At 37.4% G+C, this 22,590-nt stretch carries 21 protein-coding genes; 13 read left to right on the forward strand and 8 right to left on the reverse strand.

The genetic code is table 11. The annotated features are described in order from the left end of the window. The first annotated feature begins 14 nt into the window (after positions 1–14). Both hemJ and AC0L6O_RS14000 read left to right on the forward strand, forming a co-directional pair. Positions 15–554 (forward strand): protoporphyrinogen oxidase HemJ, encoded by a 540-nt coding sequence (gene hemJ, locus AC0L6O_RS13995; RefSeq protein WP_473303197.1) that lies wholly within the window; start codon positions 15–17, stop codon positions 552–554. Between the two features lie 115 nt (positions 555–669). Further along, positions 670–957, forward strand: coding sequence for a hypothetical protein (locus tag AC0L6O_RS14000; protein WP_473303199.1), 288 nt, complete (start codon positions 670–672; stop codon positions 955–957). A gap of 121 nt (positions 958–1,078) precedes the next feature. On the opposite strand, the gene AC0L6O_RS14005 is transcribed toward AC0L6O_RS14000, so the two are convergent. Together AC0L6O_RS14005 and ald are read right to left on the reverse strand one after the other, a co-directional pair. After that, complete coding sequence (locus tag AC0L6O_RS14005) at positions 1,079–2,362, reverse strand: Gfo/Idh/MocA family protein (RefSeq protein WP_473303201.1); 1,284 nt, start codon at positions 2,360–2,362, stop codon at positions 1,079–1,081. Between the two features lie 175 nt (positions 2,363–2,537). Then, positions 2,538–3,620 (reverse strand): alanine dehydrogenase, encoded by a 1,083-nt coding sequence (ald, locus tag AC0L6O_RS14010; protein ID WP_473303202.1) that lies wholly within the window; start codon positions 3,618–3,620, stop codon positions 2,538–2,540. A 199-nt stretch (positions 3,621–3,819) separates the two neighbouring features. Here ald and AC0L6O_RS14015 point away from each other — a divergent pair, with 199 nt between their 5' ends. After that, a complete protein-coding gene (locus AC0L6O_RS14015) occupies positions 3,820–4,272 on the forward strand; it encodes an Lrp/AsnC family transcriptional regulator (protein WP_473303203.1) in 453 nt (150 codons plus the stop codon). 36 nt (positions 4,273–4,308) lie between these two features. Here the strand turns inward: AC0L6O_RS14015 and AC0L6O_RS14020 are convergent, their stop codons facing one another. Then, positions 4,309–5,100 (reverse strand): alpha/beta fold hydrolase, encoded by a 792-nt coding sequence (locus AC0L6O_RS14020; RefSeq protein ID WP_473303204.1) that lies wholly within the window; start codon positions 5,098–5,100, stop codon positions 4,309–4,311. Positions 5,101–5,119: 19 nt separating this feature from the next. Next, positions 5,120–5,713, reverse strand: coding sequence for a DUF1684 domain-containing protein (locus AC0L6O_RS14025; RefSeq protein ID WP_473303206.1), 594 nt, complete (start codon positions 5,711–5,713; stop codon positions 5,120–5,122). A gap of 78 nt (positions 5,714–5,791) precedes the next feature. Between AC0L6O_RS14025 and AC0L6O_RS14030 the strand changes: the two genes are divergently transcribed. The 3 genes from AC0L6O_RS14030 (at position 5,792) to AC0L6O_RS14040 (ending at position 7,562) form a co-directional block, all read left to right on the forward strand. Further along, on the forward strand, positions 5,792–6,394 hold the full coding sequence (locus AC0L6O_RS14030) for a riboflavin synthase (protein ID WP_473303208.1): 603 nt from the start codon (positions 5,792–5,794) through the stop codon (positions 6,392–6,394). Between the two features lie 79 nt (positions 6,395–6,473). Further along, on the forward strand, positions 6,474–7,247 hold the full coding sequence (locus AC0L6O_RS14035; protein WP_473303209.1) for a PASTA domain-containing protein: 774 nt from the start codon (positions 6,474–6,476) through the stop codon (positions 7,245–7,247). A 9-nt stretch (positions 7,248–7,256) separates the two neighbouring features. Beyond that, positions 7,257–7,562 (forward strand): rhodanese-like domain-containing protein, encoded by a 306-nt coding sequence (locus AC0L6O_RS14040; RefSeq protein ID WP_341224809.1) that lies wholly within the window; start codon positions 7,257–7,259, stop codon positions 7,560–7,562. Positions 7,563–7,565: 3 nt separating this feature from the next. On the opposite strand, the gene dtd is transcribed toward AC0L6O_RS14040, so the two are convergent. Both dtd and mgtE read right to left on the reverse strand, forming a co-directional pair. Beyond that, positions 7,566–8,018, reverse strand: a complete 453-nt coding sequence (gene dtd / locus AC0L6O_RS14045) for a D-aminoacyl-tRNA deacylase (RefSeq protein WP_473303210.1) — start codon at positions 8,016–8,018, stop codon at positions 7,566–7,568. Between the two features lie 10 nt (positions 8,019–8,028). After that, positions 8,029–9,375 (reverse strand): magnesium transporter, encoded by a 1,347-nt coding sequence (gene mgtE / locus AC0L6O_RS14050; RefSeq protein ID WP_473303212.1) that lies wholly within the window; start codon positions 9,373–9,375, stop codon positions 8,029–8,031. 240 nt (positions 9,376–9,615) lie between these two features. Here mgtE and AC0L6O_RS14055 point away from each other — a divergent pair, with 240 nt between their 5' ends. The 3 genes from AC0L6O_RS14055 to AC0L6O_RS14065 all read left to right on the forward strand — a co-directional run bounded on the left by AC0L6O_RS14055 (position 9,616) and on the right by AC0L6O_RS14065 (position 12,190). Further along, entirely contained in the window at positions 9,616–10,593 is a 978-nt protein-coding gene (locus AC0L6O_RS14055) for a hypothetical protein (RefSeq protein ID WP_473303213.1), read from the forward strand. 229 nt (positions 10,594–10,822) lie between these two features. Then, entirely contained in the window at positions 10,823–11,785 is a 963-nt protein-coding gene (locus tag AC0L6O_RS14060) for an ROK family protein (RefSeq protein ID WP_473303215.1), read from the forward strand. A 12-nt stretch (positions 11,786–11,797) separates the two neighbouring features. Then, on the forward strand, positions 11,798–12,190 hold the full coding sequence (locus AC0L6O_RS14065; RefSeq protein WP_473303217.1) for a DUF302 domain-containing protein: 393 nt from the start codon (positions 11,798–11,800) through the stop codon (positions 12,188–12,190). Positions 12,191–12,245: 55 nt separating this feature from the next. Here the strand turns inward: AC0L6O_RS14065 and AC0L6O_RS14070 are convergent, their stop codons facing one another. Together AC0L6O_RS14070 and AC0L6O_RS14075 are read right to left on the reverse strand one after the other, a co-directional pair. Further along, the gene (locus AC0L6O_RS14070) at positions 12,246–13,985 is read right to left on the reverse strand and encodes a thiamine pyrophosphate-dependent enzyme (protein WP_473303219.1); all 1,740 of its coding nucleotides are present in this window, start codon (positions 13,983–13,985) and stop codon (positions 12,246–12,248) included. Between the two features lie 63 nt (positions 13,986–14,048). Continuing rightward, the gene (locus AC0L6O_RS14075; protein WP_473303221.1) at positions 14,049–14,681 is read right to left on the reverse strand and encodes an SDR family oxidoreductase; all 633 of its coding nucleotides are present in this window, start codon (positions 14,679–14,681) and stop codon (positions 14,049–14,051) included. 853 nt (positions 14,682–15,534) lie between these two features. On the opposite strand from AC0L6O_RS14075, the gene AC0L6O_RS14080 reads away from it, so the two are divergent. The 4 genes from AC0L6O_RS14080 to AC0L6O_RS14095 all read left to right on the forward strand — a co-directional run bounded on the left by AC0L6O_RS14080 (position 15,535) and on the right by AC0L6O_RS14095 (position 22,500). Further along, the gene (locus tag AC0L6O_RS14080) at positions 15,535–16,143 is read left to right on the forward strand and encodes an RNA polymerase sigma factor (RefSeq protein ID WP_473303223.1); all 609 of its coding nucleotides are present in this window, start codon (positions 15,535–15,537) and stop codon (positions 16,141–16,143) included. Between the two features lie 84 nt (positions 16,144–16,227). Continuing rightward, on the forward strand, positions 16,228–17,328 hold the full coding sequence (locus AC0L6O_RS14085) for a FecR family protein (RefSeq protein ID WP_473303225.1): 1,101 nt from the start codon (positions 16,228–16,230) through the stop codon (positions 17,326–17,328). A gap of 177 nt (positions 17,329–17,505) precedes the next feature. Continuing rightward, positions 17,506–20,787, forward strand: a complete 3,282-nt coding sequence (locus tag AC0L6O_RS14090; protein WP_473303227.1) for a SusC/RagA family TonB-linked outer membrane protein — start codon at positions 17,506–17,508, stop codon at positions 20,785–20,787. 12 nt (positions 20,788–20,799) lie between these two features. Continuing rightward, positions 20,800–22,500 carry a RagB/SusD family nutrient uptake outer membrane protein gene (locus AC0L6O_RS14095; RefSeq protein ID WP_473303228.1) on the forward strand — a complete coding sequence of 567 codons (1,701 nt, stop codon included), beginning with the start codon at positions 20,800–20,802 and terminating at the stop codon, positions 22,498–22,500. The last annotated feature ends 90 nt before the right edge of the window (positions 22,501–22,590 follow it).

Genomic DNA, 22,590 nt, shown 5'->3' on the forward strand with positions numbered 1-22,590 from the left:
CACCATACCGCAGCATGATGGAGTACTATCAATATTTTAAGGCCTTCCACATAATAGGTTTCGTTTCTTGGTTTGCAGGTATGTTTTACCTTGTTCGCATCTTTGTTTATCACACCGAGGCGGACGAAAAACCAGAACATTTAAGACAAGACTGGAAAACTCAATTTACGCAAATGTCTTGGCGAGTTTATAAAATCATTTGCAACCCCGCCATGATGTTCACCTGGACTTTTGGCTTATTAATGCTGGCTACTAATCCTGCTATTTTAAACCAAAACTGGATAAAAGTAAAACTCGTTTTATTAGTTCTACTTACTGGCTATCATCTTTACTGCAAAAGCATCATCAAAAAGCAAGAACAAGGCCTTAAGACGTACAGCTCTTTTCAGTTTAGATTATTAAACGAATTACCAACCCTCTTTTTAATTTCCATAGTGCTACTGGCTGTGGTTAAAGATGTTTTAAACTTCCTTTACCTTTTTGGCGGCGTTATGGCCTTTGGCTTTTTGCTGTTTTTAATAGCTAAAGCTTACAAAAAGAGCAGAAACAAATAATCAAAAGTGCCTTAAATGGTTAAAGCTCAGAACTATTTTTTGTAATGGGTTCACTAACATTTCGCCTCTCTGGGACTTTTAAGGACTTATTAAACCGTCATTAAATATAAATATCATGAAAGACAGCTACCTAGAACGCTTCAAAAACATAAGCTCAGAAAACGAACTCAGCACCGACATGCAAAAAAGCCTGTGGCAAGATTACAAGGGCAACTGGGAAAGAGCTCACGAACTCGCTCAAAAGAAAGAAGGGCAGCGTGATTACGATAGAATTCACGCCTACCTCCACAGAAAAGAGGGAGACCGTTTTAATGCAGGCTGGTGGTACCGTCAGTTAAATCTCCCCTACCCAACCATTAGTTTAGACCAAGAATGGGAACAACTGGTAGAGGAATATAAATAACCAGAATCCGCCACTTTCTTAGCTAAGAACTGTTCAAATAATCTCTTAGAAGGCATTTGCCAAAATTCAGGGCGGACTTCTATTCAGCTTATACCTCTCTGGTAGTATTATCATTCATAATTTAAATCCAATTATAAGCTGTGCGATATTCCCTAAAAAGTAGTGCATTGGCTTCGGTATCTCCTTTAAACAGTTCCTTTTTGTAATCCCATTTTAATGGACGACCTAATTTCCATGAAATAAGGCCTAGGTGCATTGGCAAAGTCATTTCTCTAGCATAGGCCAAATTTGACTCTGGCTGCACTCTGTTTTTCACAGAATCTATGAAATTTTGCTGATGCCCTGGAGAACGCTCTAATGTTATAGGAATACTATCAATGTCTTTTAAAACGGTACCATCCAGTCTAATTTCTTTGCTGCCATAGTCACATAAAAGAGTTCCTTTAGTTCCCTCAAAATAGGCCCCAATATGCTTTCCTGCAGCACCTGGTACATCAGGAGCTTTAGAAGTCCATTGAATATCTAGTCCTTTAAATTTATAATCAATGCTGATTTCTAAAGGTGTATCTCCCACCCCTGGACTTACTATGCCTTTGGCATCAATAGATTTAAGTTTTTCGGGCGAAATACTCCACCACACTATATCCGCAATGTGACACCAAAAGTCTTGGAAAACACCGCCAGAGTAATCCATAAAATAGCGATAGGTAAAATGACACCTTTCTGGGAAATAGTCTCTTTCAGGGGCTGGTCCTTGCCACATATCCCAATTGAGCTCAGATGGTACTTTTTGATAAGATGCATTCTCTATCACAGGTGGCTCGCCTGCTTTCCACAGCCTTACTTTCTTTACTTTGCCTATGGCACCACCCTGAATTAATTCTACCACACGGTGGTAATTATCGCCAGCATGAATTTGATTACCTAACTGAAACACCTTCTTATTAGCATTCATAGATGCCAACATCATTTGACCTTCTTTTACCGTATAAGAAAGTGGTTTTTCGCCATACACATCTTTTCCTGCTTGAAACGCCATAATGGCTATTTGAGCATGCCAATGGTCTGGCGTAGCACAGGTAATAGCATCAATATCTTTTCTGTCTAAAATTCTTCGGAAGTCGTCATAGGTATCTACTTTTTGATTTGGTTTATGTCCTAAAAGAACATTTTTCGCTTTTGCCAAATGATTGCTATCCACATCACAGAGAGCCACAGTTTGCACCTCAGGGAGTTTGGTAAACCAGTTCAAATGATTTGTTCCCATGCCATTTACTCCAATGTGAGCTACTCTAACTTTATCGCTAGCCGAAGGTTTACCTATCAGGTCTGGAATGTAGTGAAAGGCAAAAGCCGATATAGCCGCTTTCTTGATAAAGCTTCTTCTTGAAGGTATTAGTGTCATGGTATAGGGTTGTTAGTGTTCTCTATAAATTTAAAACAAATAACAAGCGGAGCAATTAAGCTAGGAGAAAAACCCCGAAACAGTAGACGAAGTAGCCCTAAAAAAGTAAAACCCCAGAAAACTCTGGGGTATACATTATCATAACAGTTTAAGGAAATCTAAAATCTTATATAAATCAAGCGAAAGCTTCCGCTACGCCTTTATGTACTATTTCTCCGTTGACAATATTTAAACCTTTCTTTAATTCAAGGTTTTCTTCCGTAGCTTTTTGCCAGCCTTTGTTCGCCAATTCTAAAACATAAGGCAATGTGGCGTTTGTCAAAGCCAAAGTAGATGTATATGGTACTGCTCCTGGCATATTTGCTACGCAGTAGTGTACTATATCGTCAATAATAAAAGTGGGGTCTTCATGTGTGGTAGGTGTACATGTTTCAATACAACCGCCTTGGTCCACAGCCACATCTACCAGTACCGTTCCTGGTCTCATTTTCTTAAGCATTTCTCTTTTAATAAGACGAGGTGCTTTAGCTCCAGGAATTAATACGGCTCCTACTATCAAATCGGCCTCTTTAATCGCTAATTCTATATTATGTTGGTTAGACATCATGGTGGTAACATTGGCAGGCATTATGTCTGCTAAGTATCTCAATCTTTTAAGACTGATATCCATAATGATAACATTGGCTCCTAAGCCTGCTGCCATTTTAGCTGCTTGTGTACCTACTATACCACCACCTAAAACCAATACTTTTCCTCTTGGCGTTCCAGGAACACCACCTAGTAAAATCCCTTTACCTTTTAATGGTTTCTCTAAGTATTTGGCACCCTCCTGAATAGACATTCTTCCTGCTACCTCCGACATCGGAATTAACAAAGGCAAAGAACCGTCTGAACTTTCCACTGTTTCATAAGCCAAACAAACCGCCTTACTTTTAAGCATGGCTTTGGTTAAAGGCTCTGAACTTGCAAAATGGAAATAAGTGAATACTAATTGACCTTCTCTAACTAAATCATACTCCTGAGCAATTGGCTCTTTTACTTTCAGAATCATTTCCGCCTTGGCGTAAACGTCCTCAATAGTAGGAACTATTTCAGCTCCAACAGAAATATATTCTTTGTCTTCAAAACCACTTCCTGAGCCCGCATTAGATTGAATAAGAACTTTATGACCGAACTTTACAAGTTCAACAACACCAGCCGGAGTTATGGCTACTCTATTCTCATTATTCTTTATTTCTGCCGGAACTCCTATTAACATATTTGGTTTCTACTTTCGCGTAGTTAATTGGTAATTATATGATGAAGTGTAATTGTGCCACAAAGATAAGAGTGAAGAATTATTTTTTACATTATTGACACATTTAAGAATATTTTTATTTTTGTAAGACCTTTTGAAGAGTATTATTCTTTACAAAATCATTTTTCAATATCAAAACAGATGTTTTTTCTGACCTTATATGGACAATACCGACATAAAAATCTTAAAGCTTCTCCAAAAAAATGCTCAAATGACTTACAAGGAGATTGCAGAGGAAATAAACCTTACACAAACTCCAGTTTTTGACCGAATAAAAAGAATGGAAAATAGTGGTGTCATTGATAAGTATGTCACCATTCTAAATAGGAAAAAGGTAGGTACCTCGCTTACTGTTTTTAATCAGGTTACCATGATAACGCAGACCTTAGATATATCAAAAAAGTTTGATGAGGCCATAGCCAAATTACCTGAAGTGGTGGAATGTCATTTCGTTTCAGGGGGCTTCGACTATCTTTTGAAAATTATAGTACCAGACATGGAAACCTATCATAAGTTTCACCAGTTAAAGCTTTCTATTATACCCGGCGTGTCTTTGATAAATAGTTATTTCGTCATGTCGGAGGTTAAAAATACTACGGAGATTCCTCTTTGATAGTATTAATCACGTATTGAAATTAGTAAGGAGGCTTTACTTTTTTGAGAGAAAAGCTTTTGACTTTAGTATAAACTCAGCCTTAGTTTCGCCTTCATGTGCTCCATGAGATACATTGGGCAATATCCAAAGGTCAGATTTTGGTAGATTATTTTTAACACGAACCACTTCTTCCAAATCCATGCCTTCATCATCATCGCCTATCATGATTAAAACTTCAGGCTGTATTTTTTGCAGTTCTTCATCACTTAACTCAACGGAATAGTTTTTAAACTGCTGCATCATGCCTTTTACTTGTTCATCTCCTTCATGGGATGTTTTTAGCCAAGGAAATTCAGCTCGATTCTCAAATTTAAATGCTTCTAAATATTCCGGAAAGTCATTGATAGTCCATGTTCCTACTGCACCTATGGTAATCATAGATTCTATGAGCGATGGATTTAATAAAGCCAGCTGATAAAGAACATCGCCACCAAAACTAAAACCTATGGCTTTGATTTTATCTAATTTCAAATATTGAATTAAGCCGTTTAAGTCTTGAGCTACGGACTTTATAGACAAGTCTTCTTTAAAAGGCTCAGACTTTCCGTGACCGGTTAAATCAATTAAGTAGACTTCATATTCCTTTTCATATTCTTTGACATAGGCTTTCCATGATTTGGAAGATTGCGTGTAACCATGCAACAGAACTAAAGGCTGCCCCTTCCCATAAACTTCATAGTACAGTTTTTTGCCATTGACTAAAACAGACTCAGCTTTGCTAGGCGTTTGGCATAAAACAGTAATTGAACTTAAAAGAAAGATAAAAACTGCAGCAAAACTTTTCATAAAATGGACTTCCGTAAGTTTACTTCAAGAAAAGTATTTTCTCACCAGCGTCTATCCTTGCTTCTACATCGTTTTCTGATGGTGGCACAGGGCACACAAAACTCATATTGTAAACACAGTAAAAGTTATGAGCTTCGTTGAAGTCAATCATTAACTTATTGTTACTCGTTTTCTCTACATTAATGTATCTACCTCCACCGTAGGTTTCATCACCATTGGTCCCGTCTGTAAAAGGTAACAAATAATGCTCTCCTTCATCAAATAACATCAAACGGTATTCTTTGTCTTCAATTGTAAAAATAGCGTAACCAGCCATTTTAATAGGAGAAATACTCTGGTCCGTCATTACCATAGGGAAAGTTTCTTCTGATGGGCTCGACTCAAAGTCTACAAACATCTTCCACTTTTCTTTTGGGTCAAAGTACCTAAAGTCATTGAAATTTGAGATTTCAGCTACAGGCGATTGCTCCATTTTGAGCATATTATTTTTGTAAGCCTCACGGCTCGCAAGTGTTTCTGAAGCAAAATCTTGCTGATTCATGGTCAAAGAATAGATAGCCGCCGAAACGAAAATCACACCTATTACCCACTTCACATATTTGTTTTTAAACATAATTCTAAACTTTTGGGCAAAATTACGCATTATACCTTTTTAATTTGCGTTTTCATATCGTTAGTATTTATCAAAATTATGTTCACAGGAATAGTTGAGAATCAAGCAAAGCTTGTAAGTATTAGTCAGCAAGGCAGTAATAAGACTTTTAAGCTGGAAAGCGAGGTTGCCACAGAGTTAAAAGTAGACCAAAGTGTTTCTCATAATGGTGTATGTTTGACCGTTGAAAAAACGGAAGGTAGCTTTTATGAGGTTACGGCTATTGAAGAAACTTTAGTTAAAACCAACCTAGGTGAGCTCAAAGTTGGAGCTACCCTTAATTTAGAAAGATGCCTAGCGGCCAATGGTCGTTTTGATGGGCACATAGTTCAAGGCCATGTGGACCAAACAGGAAAACTGGTTTCTGTTGAGAATAAAGACGGCAGTTATATTCTTACATTTTCTTATGATGAAACATCAGGAAATATTACCGTGGAAAAAGGCTCTATCTGTATAAATGGTGTTAGTTTAACAGTTTTTAACTCTACTGATAATTCATTCTCTGTAGCTTTGATACCATATACATGGAACCATACCAATTTGGGTAAACTGAACGTTGGAGACTCTGTGAACTTAGAATTTGACATTTTGGGTAAATACATGCAGAAAATCTTAAGTAAAACCGCCAATACACTTTCTTAAAAAAATATCGTTAAACAAAAGATAGGCTTGTTATTTGAACTCAAAAGCCATTATTTTGTTTTGAAACTAAATCAGTTATATGCCAAAGCTTAGCACGGGTTCTAAAACCGACATCATGATACATTTAGGTATCATTGTCACTGCCGGTCTTGTACTCTTTTTCGCGTTCTTCTTTCTATACCTTCCATGGACTACCAACCATAATGAGGAAATAGAGGTACCTAATCTAAAGGGTTTGACCTTACAGGAAACAGAAGATGTTTTAGATGCTCGTAATTTGACCTATGAAATTTCGGACTCTACTTATGTAAATGGCTTGAAGCCACTCACTGTTTTTTCTCAATACCCTAAAGAGAACTCTGGTGTAAAAGATGGTAGAAAAATATTTTTAACCGTAGTTTCAGACAAGGCTCCTAAAATTCAGGTACCAAACGTAATAGGTCGAAGCGAAAACTCCGCTAAAAACCTACTTTCTAGCATCGGCTTTTTATTAACTGCTACGGAGTTTATTCCAGCTATTGAAAAAAACACCGTTCTTAAATTAAAGCAAGACGGAAAAGAATTGGCCGTAGGCAGCACCATAAGAAAAGGAACTAAAATCACCTTAGTGGTGGGAGATGGTTACGGAAACACTACCGTTAGTGTTCCGGAATTGACAGGTTTATCATACGATGAAGCAGATATTTTAATAAACGGCTCTTCATTAAATATAGGAAGCATTTTATACGATAACTCTAGCGACTTACCAGACGGTACGGTAGTGCGTCAAAGACCAAATGCGGGCGTAAACCTAAGAACGGGTGATGCTGTAAACATTTGGTTAGCTGGAGACTCTGGACAAGATTTAAATTAAAAATATATCATGGACGATAATAACGACATAAGCGTAGAGGAGCTAAAAGCTCTCATAGAATCAGGAGAATCTTTCAATTTTTACGATGTTAGAAATACTGACGAATACGAGGAAGACAATTTAGGTGCAAAACTTATTCCTTTAGGCGAGTTGCCACACAGAATTGATGAATTGGAATCAATTAAAGGTGAGCACATTTATATTCACTGCAGAAGTGGTGCTAGAAGCGGCAGAGCAAAACAATACCTAGAAATGGAAGGTTTTGAAAATGTGCATAATGTATTAGGCGGCATATTAGCCTACAGAGAGCTTTAAAAGCTACTTCTTATCTTTACTGTCTAGAACGATGGTCATTGGGCCATCGTTTACTAGACTTACTTTCATATCTGCCCCAAATTCTCCAGAGGGCACCTCTTTTCCTAAGCCAAAGCTCAATAAACTTAATACTTTTTCATAAAGCGGAATGGCTTTCTCTGGCCTAGCTGCATTTATAAAAGAAGGTCTGTTTCCTTTTTTGGTAGAAGCCTGAAGGCTAAATTGGCTTATCAAAAGCACATCTCCCCCAGCCTGTTTAATATCGAGATTCAGTTTATCATCGGCATCAGAGAAAATCCTAAGTCCAATAATTTTCTTACAAATCCATTCGACATCTTCTTCCTGGTCATCATGTGACACACCTAAAAGCACCATAAAACCAAGGCCAATTTCACCTTTTATGTTATCATCAATTTTAACGGATGCTTCGGAAACTCGTTGGACTACTGCAATCATCTCTAAATATCTACAAAAGCCAGTTGGCTATTAAAAAGTATGTTCCAATTCCTACCAAATCATTGGCAGTAGTGATAAAAGGTCCTGATGCCACTGCAGGGTTTATCCCGAGTTTATCAAGCATTAATGGGGTAACGGTACCCATAAAAGAAGCTAAGAAAACAACAGCGAACAGGGCCAAACACACCACTAAAAACAACTGTGACTCTCCAATCACAAAAAGGTAGACACCAGCCAGAATCCCGATTACAAAGCCATTAATTAAGGCCACCTGAGCTATCTTGAGCAATCTTTCAAGTAAAGTAAGGCTCATTGCAGATTTTTCGGCAAGACTCTGAACAATTAAAGAAGAGGTCTGAATACCAACATTTCCGCCGGTAGAACCCATAATAGGTATAAACAAAGCCAAAGCCGTAACTCTAGCCAACTGTGATTCAAATCCTTTTATAACCGTGGCCGCCATAAGGCTACCTAAAACACCAACCACCAACCAAGGCAATCTAGATTTAGCAAGCTTCCAAACCGTATCATCTTCTTCTACCTCGCCTGTAATACCCGTTACTGCTTGGAAATCTTCTTCTGCTCTTTCTGTAATAAAATCGACCACGTCATCAATGGTGATTCTTCCTAACAAACGGCCAATGGCATTTACTACAGGAAGAGCCTCCAAGTCATAACGCTGCATAAGTTCTGCAACTTCTTCTCCTGGTAATGTAGTATCCACAGAAACTATATCTTCTTTAACCAAATTACCTATTTTGGTATTTTTTCTGGCAAGAACAATATCCTTTAAAGAGACAATTCCTTTCAGGCAATTATCTTCGTCTACCACATAAACCGCGTAAACTTTATCTACCGATTCTAACTGATTTCTTATTTCTTCTATACACTCAGAAACGTTCTGTGTTTCATAGACTTTAATAAGCTCTTTCTGCATCAAACCACCCGCTACATCTTCTGGATAGTGAAGCAAATCTAATATAAATCGAGCATGCTCTCTGTCTTCTAAAAGTGCAATTACCTTTTCCCTAACTTCGATAGATTGTTCATTCAAAAAATCCACAGCATCATCAGAGTCAAATAGATTGACATAGGTGGCTATTTCTTCAATAGTAAATTGCTCGGCAACAAACCTTTTCCTGTCATCTGAATCTATACTGGAAAGTACATCAGCACCTTTCTCCGTATCCAGATACTGCATGACATAATGAGCCTCTTCCCCACTCAATTCATAAAGAATGGAGGCTATATCGGCAGGAAAAAGCTCAGATAATTCATCTTTGATAAATACCTCAGACTTACTTTCAATGCCGGCCTTAATGTTGTCTACGAATTCGTTAGTTAATTCAAAGTTCATATTAGTTCGCCGATTTTGCACAAAGGTAATAAAAGGAGACTGTAAAGAATGCTTGTTGGCTTTATCAAAAAGTAAACTAAAAAAGGCATTGTAAGTTTTTATTTAAAATGAAGTAAATAGCGTTAAAAAAAGACAATTTATTGGCTTATTATGATTATACTCATATTACTTTACTCGCCCATATCATAGTGTTTATCCAAGATTACTGACAAATTGCAATTATAATTTAACTATTTGAAAATGAAAAAGTTAGCATTCCCATTCCTAATCATTCTGTTGGCAGGATGCATGGCTCAGAAGCCAGTAGCTGTAGTACCCACAAATTATGACATTAGCGACAATCTAGACTTAGAAGCTGTAGCTTCCATATTTGGAGAGTCCAGAGATTTAGAAGATTTTGAGTATCGACTGAACGACCCTAAATCTAAAATATCTAATCTGGATTTAAATGAGGATGGATATGTAGATTACCTACGTGTGATAGAATCAGTGGAAAGAGGCATACATATCGTTGGTATTCAAGCAGTACTTGGCAATGATTTATTTCAAGATGTAGCCACCATTGACGTGGAAAAAGACACCTATAATAAGCCACAAGTTCAGTTTATAGGTCATCCGTATTTTTATGGCCCAAATTATATCATACAGCCTCTTTATTATCATTCCCCTTTAATTTTTAATTCTTTTTGGGGACCATCTTATGTAACATGGCAGTCTCCTTACTATTATGGCTACTACCCAAGTTATTATAACTACTGGAGACCATACCCTGTGCATCAATACATAACACATGTACATGTTTATAGAAATGAAAATAACACCTACAAGTATGTTCCTGAGAGACGAAGCACTAGCGTTACTCCATTAATTAGAGACAACAGAAGAAATGATTATGTTTCTAAAAAGCCAACGCAAACGTTCGAAACCAGAAATAGGGTAACAGGCAATAAACAAGACTTAGAACTTAAAAGAAATACAAGTAATACCAGAACATCAGAAAAAGCTGTTCCCCGAGATAGGACAAGTAATACTGATAGAAGTTCAAGACCTACCGCAAATCCTACTCCAAGTACGAGACAGCCTACAAACACGCCAAGTACAAGACAACCAACAAGCACACCAAGCACTAGAAAACCAACAAGCACTCCAAGTACTAGAGAACCAGCAAAGACTACGCCCCAGCCCAGGAGTAATACCAAAGAATCTGGTAGAGATTAATGTACCCATTCTATACACCGGAAATACTTAAAATCGGAATGATTTTTTGATAAGCAATATTTGAGGTGGAACTACTTTTCGCGAAGAATGTATTTGGCGATAAGATATTAAGGTGGTTGCCAAAACTAAAGCAGAGGCTTTTGTAGAAGAGTTTCCCATACCAAACAGCATGCTAGACAATTTGCATAAGGATGGTTTTAAAATTTAAGTGAAAGATAAAAACAACATCATGGAATTAGTTATAGGAATAGATATTGGCGGTACTAAAACTAAAATAGGCTTAGTAGATAAAGAAGGAAAATGTTTGGAAGACACTTTTTTCAGAACAAAAGAATACCCCGACATTGATGATTATTTGGACAAAATAGTCTCTACAGTAGAAGAACTTAAAGATAAATTTAATTTCGCAAAAATCTTGGGTTGCGGCATAGGTGCACCAAATGCATCCAGCAAAAATGGGACAATAGAAAATGCCTCCAATTTAGTATGGAAAGGCACGGTACCCATTTTAAAAAAACTAAATGAACGTATGCCCATGCCCATGAGAATCATGAATGATGCCAGTGTGGCGGCATTGGGCGAAATGCTCTTTGGAAATGCTAAAGGCATGTCAGATTTCATTGTGATAACACTCGGTACAGGATTTGGCTCTGGTATAGTGGCAAATGGCAAATTGATAGACGGCTTTGATGGTTTCGCAGGAGAATTAGGTCACATTGATATGACCTTGGGAGATGGACGGATTACTGGCCTAGGTGTTAAAGGTGGCTTAGAAGCCTATGTTTCTGCCACAGGCTTAAAGCGAACCATTATGTACATGCAAAGCAAATACATAGACGAAAGCAGGTTCAGGTCAATTGCTTATAACGATTTACATGGTGAAGACATTACCAAAGCAGCTGAAGAAGGTGACCCAATAGCTTTGAAAGCCTTTGATTATACCGCCAAAATTCTGGGTATTGCCCTGGCCAATTTCACCGCCTTTACCCAACCTGAGGCCTTCTTTTTACTGGGAGGACTTGTCAATAGCGGTAAATGGATATTAGACCCACTACACACTTATTTTGAGGAACATTTACTAGAGGTCTATAAAGGAAAAGTGAAATTATTAAGCTCTGGTATGGAGGGCAAAACTGCTGCTATTGCAGGTGCTGCTTCTTTGATTTGGGAAAATCATACAGATGAATATTAAATTTAAAGAATTATGAATTATTGCTTTAGTAAAGTTTTAGAAGGGAAGAGTTTTGATGAAGCCATTGCGGCTATTACTTCAGAACTAAAAAAGGAAGGTTTTGGTATCTTAAATGAAATTGACCTACAAGCAACCTTGAAGAACAAGATTGATGTAGATTTCAAAAAGTATAAAATCTTAGGAGCTTGCAATCCAAGTTTTGCTCACAAAGCACTATTAGCCGAAGATAAAATCGGACTTTTTCTACCATGTAATATCATTGTGGAGGAGCATGAAAATGGGGAAGTTGAGGTTTCGGCTATAGACCCAATGGCATCTATGAGCAGCGTAGAAAATGAAACTTTGGCTGCCCTAGCAGAAGAAGTTCAATCAAAGCTAAAAACAGTTATTGAAAACCTGAAATAGAGCGAAAGTGCCTTAAAGAGATGACAGCCGTTTCAAGCCGCTGCCATCTCTTATTTTATAATATTTCCTTTAGGTACTTTAACTCACTCTTGGTAGTATCTACTATTTCGGCAAATTTGCCATTCACCATTAGTTTGGTCATGGATTTCGCAAAACCTTTTATCTGTTCAAAATTCAAGGTAGGAGGCATTGCCAATGCATTTGGGTCTGTGAAAATATTGATAATAGCAGGTCCATCATGGTTTAGCCCATTTAAGATAGCTGCTTCTACATCTTTGGACTCCTTAGCCTCCCATGCTGCTATGTTCATGGATTCTGCCAATTTTACAAAATCAGGATTTACCATATCTGTTTGCCAGTCCATATAACCTTCCACCCTCATCTCTAGTTTTACCATACCTAGCGAGCGATTATTAAAAATGATAATTTTAACTGGAATTTGATATTGACTAATAGTCATTAAATCTCCCAAAAGCATGGAAATACCACCATCGCCACAGAAGGCTATCACCTGCCGCTTTGGGTACGAAAGTCCTGCTCCTATGGCCATAGGCATAGCATTCGCCATGGAACCATGATTGAAAGAACCAGTCAAATAACGATTTCTACCCGCTTTTAAATATCGAGCTGCCCACACGGCACTCATCCCCGTGTCTACTGTAAATATGGCATCGTCGGACGCTAGTTTATCTACCACATGGGCAACATATTCGGGGTGAATATGCTTTTCTGCCCCCTTCTCTTCTACATAACCATCATATATAGTTTCAATTTCTTGATGTAGCGAACGCATTTTGTCCAGGAATTCGGTAGAAGTTTTTGTCACAACCATCGGTATCAACTCTTGAAGTGTTGATTTAATATCACCACAGTAGCCAAAATCTACTTTAGCCCTACGCCCTAACCGCTCAGGTTTGGTGTCTATCTGAATAATCTTGCATTTTTCGGGCAGAAACTCACTGTAAGGGAAATCGGTACCCAACATCAGCAAAACATCTGCTTCATGCATAGCTTCAAAACCTGATTTGTTACCCAAAAGTCCATTTAAGCCAACTGCATAAGGATTTCCAGTACGTTCAAAGAAGATTTTTCCTCTAAAACTATAGCCTAAAGGAGATTTGAGTAAGCCTGCCAATTGCATAACTTCATCTACCGCATCACGACATCCGTGTCCGCAGAACAGCATCACTTTTTCATTGGCATTGATAATGTTTGCCAGCTCTAGCAGGTTTTCTTTGCTTGGCGTAATTCTTGGCTCTGTATAAAAAATATTATTAGCCGAATGCACATCTTCTAAGTCTGCTGCAGCTACATCACCAGGAAGCCCGAGAACAGCCACACCTTTTTTACTAATTGCGTGTTGAATGGCAGTTTGTATCCCATTTATGGCTTGTTTTGGCGTATTGGCTTGAAAAACATATTTAGAACAATCTTGAAACAACAGTTCAGGTTTTGTCTCTTGAAAATTTTCTAGTCCCATTTTTTCCGTGTGGATGGTGGAAGCTATGGCAATGACAGGATTCCCTGCTTTATTGGCATCATATAGCCCATTTACTAGATGAACATGGCCTGGTCCGCTACTTCCCATACAGCATCCTATACCATTTAACTCTGCTTCCATGGATGCAGCATAAGCACCAGCTTCCTCATGCCTCACATGTATCCATTGGAGTCTGCCGTCTCTTCTAACGGCGTCATTAACTGGATTAAGACTGTCGCCAGTTACGGCATAAACTCTCTTAACCCCTGCTTCTACCAGCATTTCTACTATTTTATCGGATACGTTTTTTGACATGACTTGCTTATGTTTAATTTATTTATTGTGCAAAAATGGATTTATTGACCTTTCTATATTTCATCAAGAACGGACCGCCTTTGCTATCGGAACATCTCCACTTATAATTTCAAAAATCTGGTTTTGTCTCACATCTCCATCTAAGGCTTCCACTAATGTTTCAGCCACATCTTCTCTTGAAATACTTCCTCTAGTTTTTATTTTTTCGTCTAGTTGAATTTTGCCTGTAGCATCGCCGTTTGTCAATTGACCTGGTCTTACAATGCTATAATTCAGCCCACTTTTTAGCAAATGGGCATCTGCATTTTGCTTGGCTTTTAAATACTCTTGAAGGTTATCGCTTTGCTCAGGATTGTCCGCTCCCATCGAGCTCAACATCACAAATTTTTGAACACCTGCCTGCTTGGCGGCATCTGTTAGTTTTTTGGCTCCTTCCTGATCTACAGCAATCACATTCCCTCCTTTTGAGCCTGCGGCAAAAACCACTTTATCTACGTTTATTAAAGCGTGATTCAAATCATTCTCTAAATCAGCAAGTACCGCCTTTACACCTTGATTTTCAAAATAGTCTTTTTGGTCTTGTTTTCTTACCATGGCCACAGGCTGATAAGTATCTGAGTTTTTCAATAAGTTGACAATACTTCTCCCAGTGCTACCATTGGCACCTGCTACTAATACATTCTTTAAATTATTCATGCTTTTTCAGTTTATTTAGTTTCAATATTTATTATTTCAATTCTAGACGATTAGCCTTATTCCCTCTGCTATTGGCACCTACTCGTTTTCATATAGAGGCCTAAAAGACTGTTCCTTATCAAAAAGCTTTTTAATTACTTTGTTTAAAAAGAGAAAATGAAAACTAACAATTATTTACAGCATTTTCTCTAAGGACAAAAAGAAGTTCAAACACCTAACAATCAACACTTAAAGCGAGAGAAACTTAGCTTAACAGAGAACTAAAATCTTTAAGTTTCAGAGCATTAACTTTAGTAGTTAAAATTTGACCAGTGTAGAATCTATTCATCAATTGCTTTCAAACCATATATGAAATTCATAAATCTGAGAAAGCACAACACTCTTATAACGAACAAAGTACCGCAACACCGATATGAAGAATAAAAAATAGCCTACTCCACAAACTTTTAGACCGTAGAATAATAGTCACAGGAAAATTCAGAGAAGCAAACATCTTAAACATCTGAAAAGTGGAATAAAAAGTTAGCTTCACTTTCAAGTACTAAGCGTTTAAACTTTTCCACGACCAAATTAGTAACGGGCTTCCTTATCCCAGCTTACTACAATCACTTGATAATCTATTACACATAACTTACCCTAACCACTTAAAAAGTATAAGAAATCTATCAAATATGTGGTTATACCCCCTACCAAAATTACCGCTAATTAAAGCCAAGCAGAAGTTCATTTTATCATTGACTAGAAAGAAGAATTTGCTTTCATATAAGAATATTTCAAAAGAGCCATTAAATAAACATATTTGATTAAGTTTATATATTGCGGCAGATAGTTTAGAAGAAAGTCAATCAATACCTTGAAAGAAATAATAAATAAATACAAGTTAGACACCGATTTAACCTTATGGTTAGAAATGATAAATGGCAGCGAATCTGCCTTTTCTGAACTATTTGAGCTTTATAACAAGACACTGGTAAACTATGTACATTCCTTTGTTAAAGATAAGTCTATGGCACAAGATTGTGTTCAAGACGTATTTATGGATGTATGGATTTACCGCAAAAAACTACAAAGTACAGTTCCGGTGAAAGCTTATCTATTAAGTGCCGCTCGGAAGAGGTTAGCTCGAAAATTAGAGCGAGACCGCATTTTCTTTAAAAGTACTAATACCGACAACATTGAGTTTGCTTTAGACTTTACTATTGAATACAAGATTATTGCTGATGAGCAACAGCTAGCTCAGGCTTCAAAATTAAATGAAATCTTAAATAAACTGCCAGCTCGACAAAAAGAGGCTATCTATCTTAGGTATTTCCAGGGCCTTAATCCACAACAGATTTCAGAAATACTTGAAGTTAACTATCAGTCGGTTAACAATCTTATCCACAGAGCAGTAGTTCATATCAAAAGCCAGTGGGGAACTGATTTTTCACTTCTACTTCTTCTGATTTCGGGCAATATTTAAGTTTTTTCTAAAAATATTTACACAAAAGTGAGTATCAGCTCAAATGTCTGTCCTTTATGTATTTGAAAGGAATAGATAATTTGAATGCAGAAAAGAGATAACTATAATAAAATTGAAGACTTTTTAGAAGATTCTTCTTTCAGGCGATGGATATTAAATCAAGACGATATTCAGAACTGGGAAGAGTGGTGCCTAGAAAGTCCTAAGCGAGCTAAACTCGTAGAAGAGGCACGCCTGTTCTTAATTGCTTTAGGGGTAGATGAACTTAAAATAAGCCATGAAGAAATACAAGCATCTTTGGCCGAAACTAGAAACAAGATATTATTACATGAAATAAATGCTCAAAAAACAAATGCATTTTGGACGAAGGGCTGGTTTAGAGCAGCAGCAGTTTTATTAGTTTCCTTTTCCTTATACTTCCTCTATGATTTGAATCAAAAAAGCAATTTAGCGGTCAACTATGAGAAATTAGTTGAAAAAGATAATGAAGGCTTAATAGAACAAACTAATAATAGTCCTGAACCTCAGGTGATTTCCCTTTCAGATGGAAGCTCTGTATTGCTCCAACCTAAAAGTAAGCTCAGCTACCCTAAAAAGAATAGCGGAAATGTTAGAAAAGTTTTTCTAAGCGGAGAGGCGTTTTTTGAAATTAAGAAAGACCCCTCAAAACCGTTCCTCGTATACGCCAATGAGTTAGTGACTACAGTTTTAGGAACAAGCTTTCGTGTGAAGGCTTATGAAGGTGATGCTAATGTGGAAGTATTGGTTAAAACAGGGAAAGTTCATGTAAGCCAAAACGAGACCATTTCTAAGAAACCAATGCTCCCTATAGATTTATTACCAAACGAAAGTATTATCTATAACAGAAAGAAAGTGGCGTTTGGGAATGTTCAAACTTTAGATTTGACCCTAAAACCAATAGAAAAGGAATCAGAGAAAATTGAAAACCTAAGCTTTGAGTTTGAAGATGTACCCGTCTCGCAGATTTTTGAAACAATAGAAAAGGCCTATTCCGTGGAAATTAAGTACCCTAAAAGCATGCTGAAGAATTGCTATTTAACTAGCTCTTTGAGCGACCAACCTTTAACAGAAAAGCTCAATATCATTTGCGAAAGCTTAGGAAACAACACTCGATTTGAACTAAATAATAACGAAATAATTATAAAGTCTAATGGCTGTAATTGAAATAAATATGCCTATGAAATAAAAAAAAGCGTCGCAAACGCGACGCCCCTTCCTGTTGAAATCCATTGCACTGGATTTTAACGATTTAGCCTTATGTAAAACCAGTAAAAGTATTTACCAAAACCAATCAAAAGTATGAAAATTACCTTTATTAATCAACGATTAATCTTTCGGATCGTGAAATCAACCCTAATACAATTATTTCTAACATTGCTCTTCACTAGCTCCACTTGGGCCACCAGTGTTAATGGGCAAGATATGTTAGACAGAAAAGTGACAATCACCCTAAAAGAGGCAACACTTTCTGATGCTTTGCATGAAATTGAAGAAAAGACCGATGTTAAGTTCTCTTATAATTCGAGAATGTCCGAATTGAATAAAAGAATCAATCTTAGGGCTGAAGATGAAACCCTTTCTTCTGTACTTACTAAAACACTAAAACCTTTGGGGGTTTCTTTTGTCCTGATAAGTAACCGCATTGTACTACGCAAAATATCAACGGGGGGAGCTAAACCCAACACCTCCTTTGGCGTCAATAATTATACGCTTCCTGAAAAAATCTTACAAACTGTATCTGGTACGGTAAAAGATAATAATGGAGAAACTTTACCAGGAGTTAGTATAGTAGTAAAAGGTACCACAAACGGAACCACTACAAACATTGATGGAAGTTTTACCCTTAATGTACCCACCAAAAGCTCTATACTTGTTTTTAGCTTTGTGGGATATTTAGCCCAAGAAATTACCGTGGGTAATCAATCACAAATAAATGTAAATCTAGAGCTTGACACACAAGCTCTGGAAGAAGTGGTGGTAGTAGGATATGGTACTGCGAAAAAGAAAGACTTAACAGGTGCTGTATCAAGTGTAAACATTGAAGATACAAGACTACAACCTAATACCAATGCTTCCCAGATTTTGAGAGGTACCACTGCCGGAGTTCAAGTAATAGATAACGGAAGACCAGGGGAAGCAGGAAGTATTAGAATCAGAGGGATTAACTCTATCTCTGCTAGTACGGCTCCTCTAATAATTTTAGATGGGATTATATATGCTGGAGGAAGCTTATCAGATATTAATCCGAATGACATTGAATCTATTGATATTTTAAAAGACGCTAGTTCTACGGCTATTTACGGCTCCTTGGCAGCTAATGGTGTCATAGAAATCACCACGAAAAAAGGGAAATCTGGGAAGCCTAAATTCTCATTAAACACTTACATGGGTGCCTCAGATTATGCATATTTACCAAATTATTTGAGTCCTGAACAGTATTTGGCGGCACGTAAAGATGCCGAAATTGCAGAAGGTGGTTCCTTACCCTTTTCCGTAATTGAATTGGCAAATATTGCGGCTGGAAGAAGCATTAATCCTTTTGATGAAATTAAACAGGCTGCACCAATGTCTAATTACCAGCTAAGCGTGTCTGGAAAAACCGATAAAGTAAACTACTTTTTCTCAGGAGCTTTAACTGGCTCAAAATCACCCGTCAAAGGAGACAATTTCTCTAGATTATCTAGTAGATTAAACCTGGGAGTTCAAGCTACAGATTGGCTGAAAATTGGCATTAATTCTGGTTTTTCTTCAAAAGATAATTCTGGAGTGAGAGCTACTTTAGAAAGCACCTCATACCTGAGTCCTTATGCTAGTCTGTTTTTAGAAGATGGTGTATCTCCTAATCCACTTCCTCAAAACTGGGGGTTGGTGTCAAATCCTCTTTTGGGAACACTCTTAGATGACAATAAATCTATAGCAAACATTCTATTTTCTAATGCCTACGCCGATATTAGTATATGGCAAGGTTTATCATACAAAATGAATGTAGGATACACCCGTACCCATTCAAAGGTATTTAATTACACTCCATCTTATCAACCTTTAAATAGACTAGGTTCTGGGTCAAAACAGCATGGCGAAAGTCAAAATTTCACCCTTGAGAACATTGTCAAATACAAACAAAAAATAGCCGAGAATCATAATCTTGATTTGACATTACTATATGGGGTTTATGAATTGAATAATCAACTATCTTTTTTATCTAGTAGAAACATCTTTAATGATGCCTTAGGCTATAATGCTTTGGAGATTGGAGAAGGATTTGTGATTAATGCCAATGCTTCGCAAAACAGGCAAATTTCAAATATGGCTAGGCTTGGATATAATATAGCCAGTAAGTATTTCTTAACATTAAGTATGCGTAGAGATGGCTACTCGGCTTTTGGTGAAGGTAAAAAGTATGGTACGTTTCCTGCGGCAGCGGTTAGTTGGAATATAAGTGATGAACCCTTTTTCAATAATGTAGGACTAATTGATTTCCTTAAACTTAGAGCTTCATGGGGGAGAAATGGAAACAGAGGTGTGCGTGAATACTCTTCTTTAAGCCAAGTAGGCCAAAATAATTATGTATTTGGAGATGGTTCGGCCACATCTATAGGCCTAAGCACTACTACATTGGCAAATCCAAATCTGGGATGGGAAACTACAGAAAGTTTCAACCTTGGAGTGGATATAGAAGCCTTATCAGAAAGAGTAAGTGCCTCGCTAAACTTTTATTCATCAAATACCTACAACCTACTTCTTAATCAGACTATTCCTAACACCAATGGTTTTGAGAAATTTCTAAGAAACATAGGAGAAACAAAGAATACAGGTTTTGAGCTTGATTTAAAAACACTCAATATCCAAAGGGGAAGCTTTACTTGGAATACTAATTTAGCCTTTTCTCTTAATCGAAATAAGATTCTCAAGCTTACAGGTAGAGATATTGACTTAGACGGGATAGAGGATGACGACATCGCAAGTGGATGGTTTATTGGCTATCCTCTTGGCTCTAACTTTGATTACGTTTTTGATGAAATATTCCAAGAAGGTGACGACTTATCATTAATACCAGGAGCTCAGATGGGGGATATTAAATTTAAAGACATTAGCGGCCCAAATGGAGAACCTGATGGTAAAATCACCCCTGATGATAGAATGGTAATTAATGATGATCAGGCTAAGTTTAATATGGGTATTACTAATATTTTCAACTACAAAAACTTCAGTCTTTCTGTGGCATTAAATATTAGAGAAGGTGGATATAGTTCTAACACACTGACTAATCCTGGGTCAAACTTTTTTGACCAAGCTAACTTCTTGAACACGCCATACTGGACTTCGTCAAACCCGATTGATACACATCCAAGAATAAATTATCGCAACCCTCTGGCATATGGTTTTTATCAAGAGAGAAGCTTTATGAGACTGCAAGATGTATCATTGTCATATAACATACCTGAAGAATGGATCAGCAAGCTGAAGATTTCAAGCTTACAGGTGTACGCAAGTGGAAAAAACCTACATACCTGGACAAAATGGGAAGGATGGGACCCTGAATTTGGTGGAGGTAGAAGAAACCCATACGAGAACGGCCCTTTATTAAAAACCTTTGTAGGAGGTATTAATGTCTCATTTTAAAAAAGAATAAGCATGAAAAATATAATTAATAGATTAACGATTTTTATACTTTGTTTACTTTTTACCACAGCCTGTGAAGACGACTTCCTCAAAGAAGTGCCCTTAGACAGGTTTAGCCCAGAAAACTTATTGACCAATGAGGCCGGATTTGATGCGGCAGTGGTAGCTCTTTACGAGGGTGCTAGAAATGAGCACATTATTGCTTCTGACATCTTTGAGTATATGACAGTAGGTACAGACCAAACGCAATGGGGACGTAATGATTCAAGAGGAAATAAGGACTATAGTTTGTTGAATTCAAACTTAAATGCTACCATAGTTTATTGGGATTGGGCATATAAGCAAATGATAGTCCGCTCAAATCTAATTCTGGAAAACATAGATAATCCAGATATAAGTATTTCCAACGAAACAAGAGATAACATCAAAGGCCAAGCTTTGTTTTTTAGAGCATATACCTATAATTTTCTTGCCAACATTTATGGGGATGTACCCATTGTAGAAGACAGAATTACAGAGCCTAAATTTGATTTTATACGTAATTCAAGAGCGGAGGTTCTTGGTTTCTCAGCTAAAGATTTAGAAGCTGCTGTGTCACTTTTACCTACAGAAGTAAACGATGGAAGAATACCACGAGCCGCTGCTTTTCACCTTTTAAGTGAGGTTTATATTTCTTTAGGAATGGAAACTAGTGATGCTTCTTATTATGACAAATCTATAAATGCTGCTAGTAAGGTTATTAGCAAAGAAGCCGGTGATTATGAGATTATGACAAACCGTTTTGGACCTGCGGCAAATAGCCCAGGCGACGTTTTCTCTGATGTTTTTGCTGCTGGACAAATCAATAGATCCTCAGGCAACAAAGAAGTACTTTGGGCTTGGCAATTTGAAAGTACCACTTTAGGTGGTGGATTTTCGGTCAAAACTGCCAATAATAGTATTCGCTACTGGGCACCGGAATACGATAGGCTTCAAACGCCAAACGAAGTTATCAATCAGTCTTCAGATAGCTTGGGAAGAGGTATTGGTGTTAACTCACCTACAAACTATGCCAAGTATGAAGTGTGGGCCCTAGATCCTGAAGATATGAGAAACTCCTCCTTCAATATCAGACGTACGTTTTATTATAATAATCCAGCAGATACCGAATACTATGGAAAACCCGTGCTAACAAAAATTGGTGCTAATCAAAAGCTGTATGTTACTAAATCTGATGGGACATTAACCGATATTACCGTTGATACTTTAAGACAATATTATCCATATTTTAGAAAAATTGAAGGCCCTGCAATGAATGGAAATATACTTTCAGGGAACACATCAAAAGATTTTAGCAGAATGAGGGTGGCAGAAACCTATTTACTCCGTGCTGAAGCTTATTTCAGAAAAGGTGATTTAGCCAATGCTGCCAAAGATATCAATGTGGTAAGAGCGAGAGCCGAAGCTTCACAAATAAGTAGTTCAGATGTTACCGAAGACTTTATTTTAGATGAGCGTACACGTGAATTAATAGTAGAAGAGCCACGCCTGCGTACGCTTATCCGCATGGGCAGGTTGGTGGATAGGGTTAGAAAATACAATTCAGCTCCTTCAGTACCAAATGGTCCGTCTTCAGGCGAAACCATTCAGGATTTTAACAGGTTTTGGCCAATTCCTCAAAAAGTAATTGACGCAAATACAGGAGCGGCACTAGAGCAAAACCCTGGATACTAAATTAATCCTTAATAATACAAATAGCTTAAAAGTTGAAGGTCTTCTTTGGCAATTCCGTCTTTGAAAAAAGATGTATTTAACCATCAATGC

Source organism: Arcticibacterium sp. GJ41-1 (assembly GCF_055808875.1).